The following is a 4,211-nucleotide window of genomic DNA, read 5'->3' on the forward strand; positions in this document are numbered from 1 at the left end:
ACTGCTTACTTGCAAGAATATTTTATAGATATCTTTAATGCATGGATAACCGGACAAAATATGAACATCCTGATTTTTTCTTGTTTTTAAATTTATACTTCTTTTTTAGAGACTGCGAAACTCGTGTAACCATAGCAATACCCCCCGACGCCAGTTGCAAGTACTGCGGGAACACACGCTAAAGAGATACCGCCTATTGCAATAGTGGGATAATCGGGTGTGGCATTAACCTGCTGTTTTAGGGTTACTAAACCTTGCGGTGAAGAGGGCATTAATTTTGTAGTAGTAGGAAAAATATGTCCTAATGCAATATAAGAGGGTTTTAACTGCTTTGCTCTGATGAGTTCTTGTTGATTATGGGTCGAAACTCCTAGGCGCAATCCCGCTTTTTGTAGGCGATTCAGATCAGCGAAATTAATATCCTCTTGCCCTAAATGGACGCCATAGGCGCCATATTTTATGGCTAATTGCCAATAGTCATTAATAAATAGGCGAGCTTGATATTGCTGGCCTAGCATAATTGCCTGATTAATATCTTGTTCGAGGTTACTGGCTAATCGATCTTTGATTCTTAATTGAATAGTGGTAACACCGACGCTAAGCAAGCGCCTTATCCACTCGACAGAATCAACCACTGGATACAAGCCAAGTTTATGCTCCGTAGTTGCAAATGCGTGATCAGTCCATTTTGTCATCGGAAATCGTCTCCATATCGTGGTATAGCTCACTACCGTGGGCGCGAAATGTTACCGACATTTGTGCCATTTGAGCTGCATGCTCACGGACTTCTTGTGAAATTTTCATGGAGCAAAATTTAGGCCCACACATTGAGCAAAAATGGGCGACTTCACCAGCCGCTTGCGGTAGTGTTTCATCATGGTAGGCGCGTGCGGTTGTAGGAGCGAGAGCTAGATTAAATTGGTCTTCCCAACGAAACTCAAATCTGGCTTTGGATAAGGCGTTATCACGAATTTGAGCCCCAGGGTGGCCTTTAGCCAGATCAGCGGTATGGGCAGCAATTTTATAGGTAATAAGTCCTTGTTTTACATCTTCTTTATTAGGTAAACCCAAGTGCTCTTTTGGGGTAACATAACAGAGCATGGCACAGCCAAACCAACCAATTAAAGCCGCACCGATGCCAGAGGTAAAGTGATCATAACCTGGTGCGATGTCGGTGGTTAAAGGCCCTAAGGTATAGAATGGGGCTTCATGGCAATGAGTTAATTCTTCCGTCATATTGCGGCGGATCATTTGCATTGGGATATGACCAGGGCCTTCTATCATAACTTGAACATCATATTGCCAGGCTACCTTGGTTAATTCGCCTAATGTATATAGTTCAGCAAATTGCGCTTCATCATTAGCGTCTTGTAAGGAGCCAGGTCGTAATCCATCGCCAAGTGACAAAGAGACATCATAAGCAGCACAGATTGCACAGATTTCGTCGAAATGGGTATACAAAAAATTTTCTTGATGATGTGACAAGCACCATTTGGCCATAATAGAGCCACCGCGAGAAACAATACCCGTCAATCGATTAGCAGTCATTGGTATATAGCGTAGTAAGACACCGGCGTGGATGGTAAAGTAGTCTACGCCTTGTTCGGCTTGTTCAAGTAAAGTGTCGCGAAATATTTCCCAGCTCAAATTTTCTGCCACGCCATTAACTTTTTCTAGTGCTTGATAAATTGGCACTGTACCAATAGGAACTGGGCTATTACGTAAGATCCATTCTCTCGTTTCATGGATATAGCGGCCTGTCGATAAATCCATCACGGTGTCAGCTCCCCAGTGAGTCGCCCAGATTAGTTTTTCAATTTCTTCTTCAATCGATGAATTTACTGAGGAATTACCAATATTAGCATTGACTTTCACCAAAAAATTTCGACCAATGATCATCGGCTCGGATTCAGGATGGTTAATATTGGCTGGAATAATGGCACGTCCAGCGGCAACTTCTTGTCGAACAAATTCAGGGGTAATATTATTTGTCAGATTAGCATTAAAGCTTTGGCCTGGGTGCTGTTGAGTTAATATTTTACTATTGATACGCTCGCGTCCCATATTTTCGCGGATCGCAATAAATTCCATTTCAGGTGTAATTATCCCTTGACGGGCATAGTGCAACTGCGTGACTGTTTTTCCGGTTTTGGCTTTTAATGGTTGTGGTCGGTGATTGAAGCGAAGATGATTCAATCCTGCATCAGCCAGTCGTTGTTGGGTAAAATAAGCTTGATTTTTTAACTAACTCAGTATCATTGCGATCGAAGATCCAGTATTGGCGGCATTTTTTTAACCCCTCCTTAATATCTACAGTTATATCAGGATCGCCATAGGCGCCAGAAGTATCATAGACAGGTATTGCCTCATTCTCTACAAGCAAGGGTTTATCTTTTGTACCGCCAACTAAGGTTGGTGAAAGCTGAATTTCACGCATAGGAACTTGGGTATTATAGTGATAACCTGTTAAATAGATCCGTTTTGAATTGGGAAAGTTGATATTTTGTAGCTTATCAAGAAAACGTTGTGCCGCTTCACGTTGTGCTTTTCGTGGCGAAGTAGTATTGGTTTTAACGCTAATATCGCTGGTTGCAATAATATTTTTCGACATAGCAAATTCCTAAAATCATTACAAATGGTTCACGTAAGAGAGAAATTGCTTGTCTGGAGCTCGGTGAGAGTAATAGTATAATAATTGCGCTGTTTACTTTTGATAAGTCAAAATCGCAGGTTGATTACTCTTGTTCCCTTCGCAGGTATTAGCCTGATCAGGTTCCGCGGATCCCGAATTAACGGTCTCAGCCTGTAGGTATTATTAAACCGACTAGGCACTCCGACAAGATGATGTCAGTATATAAGAAAGATAATGAAAACTGCAATGGATAACTTCTTCATCAAACAGCTGTTAATCAAAATAGACAGTTGATATTGATGAATAAGGCATATTTTCAAAATTCACTAATCAATAAAATATAGAAGAATTGAGCTATATGATTAGAAAAAAGTTAACAGGAACAGAAACAGGCTGGTGGGTGGTTAGTTCTGGTGGTCGAATTTGGTTGCCAAATGGTGATTTACCGAAAGGTTCCGCCCAATTTTGGTCGCTAACAGGAAAAGAGGCACTCCCTATTGGTGAATGGCAAGCGGAAACGATTTGGTTAATTATAGCAAAATCACCAACGGATATGTGTTCGCCGCGATGGATTGCCAGTCAAGATGAGGGGCTATTTAAACTAGTTGGACGCGGTATTCAACTGGCAGAGTTTTATCGTTCGCACCATTATTGCGGTTATTGCGGCAACAAAATGACAGCCAGCTTAACTGAATGGGCATGCTTGTGTAGTCATTGTCATGAGCGTTATTATCCGCAAATTGCGCCCTGTATTATTGTTGCTATTCGGCGTGCTGATCATATCTTATTGGCTCAACATCGGCGTCATAAAAAAAGCCAATATTTACTGTATTAGCAGGATTTGTTGAACTAGGTGAGACTATTGAAGAAGCGGTGAAAAGAGAAGTAAAAGAAGAGAGTAATATTATCATTAGTAACATGTAGTAGCTCAGACTTGATCTGACAGTTACCGGTTATTTATACAGTATCTGTCAGGCTAAATTTGATTTAAATCTTTTTCTCTCCAAATTTGTTTTCCATCGTGTAAAGTTGCTATGGGTGTTCGACCGCAACACATTTTTCCTTGATGAGTACGCTGGTTATTGTATTCCTCTAACCATTTATCTAAATCAGTTTGTAATTCCTCTAAATTACCGTAGATTTTCTTACGAAAAACTACCTGGTAGAACTCTTGTAATACGGTTTTATGAAAACGTTCACAAATTCCATTAGTTTGAGGCGAGCGTGCCTTAGTTTTTGTGTGATCAATATCGTTGATAGCCAGATAAAGTTGATAATCGTGATGCTCAACTTTACCACAATATTCACTACCTCTGTCCGTCAGTATACGTAATATCGGTAATCCATGTTGGGCATAAAAAGGCAGAACCTTGTCATTTAATAAATCCGCAGCAGTTATCGAACTTTTCGTTGTGTAAAGTTTACAATGAACGACTTTGCAGTAAGTATCAATATAAGTTTGTTGGTAGATACGACCAACACCTTTTAAATGACCAACATAAAAAGTGTCCTGCGACCCCAGGTAACCCGGATGTGCTGTTTCAATCTCACCACTGGCTTCATCATCCTGTGCTTTCTT

At 40.7% G+C, this 4,211-nt stretch carries 2 protein-coding genes, 2 pseudogenes and 1 riboswitch; of the genes and pseudogenes, 1 reads left to right on the forward strand and 3 read right to left on the reverse strand.

From position 1 onward, the window contains the following. Positions 1-92: 92 nt before the first annotated feature. Both thiE and thiC read right to left on the reverse strand, forming a co-directional pair. Positions 93-695 carry a thiamine phosphate synthase gene (gene thiE / locus CBG25_RS06025; RefSeq protein ID WP_366212730.1) on the reverse strand — a complete coding sequence of 201 codons (603 nt, stop codon included), beginning with the start codon at positions 693-695 and terminating at the stop codon, positions 93-95. Continuing rightward, positions 679-2,611: pseudogene (thiC, locus tag CBG25_RS06030) on the reverse strand (phosphomethylpyrimidine synthase ThiC). The gene thiE and the pseudogene thiC overlap by 17 nt, the downstream one beginning before the upstream one ends. Positions 2,612-2,728: 117 nt before the next feature. After that, positions 2,729-2,846, reverse strand: a riboswitch (TPP riboswitch). 144 nt (positions 2,847-2,990) lie between these two features. Between thiC and nudC the strand changes: the two are divergent. After that, positions 2,991-3,553, forward strand: a pseudogene (gene nudC / locus CBG25_RS06035) (NAD(+) diphosphatase); the annotation flags it as partial. A gap of 55 nt (positions 3,554-3,608) precedes the next feature. Here nudC and CBG25_RS06040 read toward each other — a convergent pair. After that, positions 3,609-4,211 (reverse strand): integrase core domain-containing protein (locus CBG25_RS06040; RefSeq protein ID WP_290603686.1); only part of this gene is annotated, 603 nt, incomplete at its 5' end.

The organism is Arsenophonus sp. ENCA (assembly GCF_002287155.1).
Classification (GTDB): Bacteria; Pseudomonadota; Gammaproteobacteria; order Enterobacterales; family Enterobacteriaceae; genus Arsenophonus; species Arsenophonus nilaparvatae.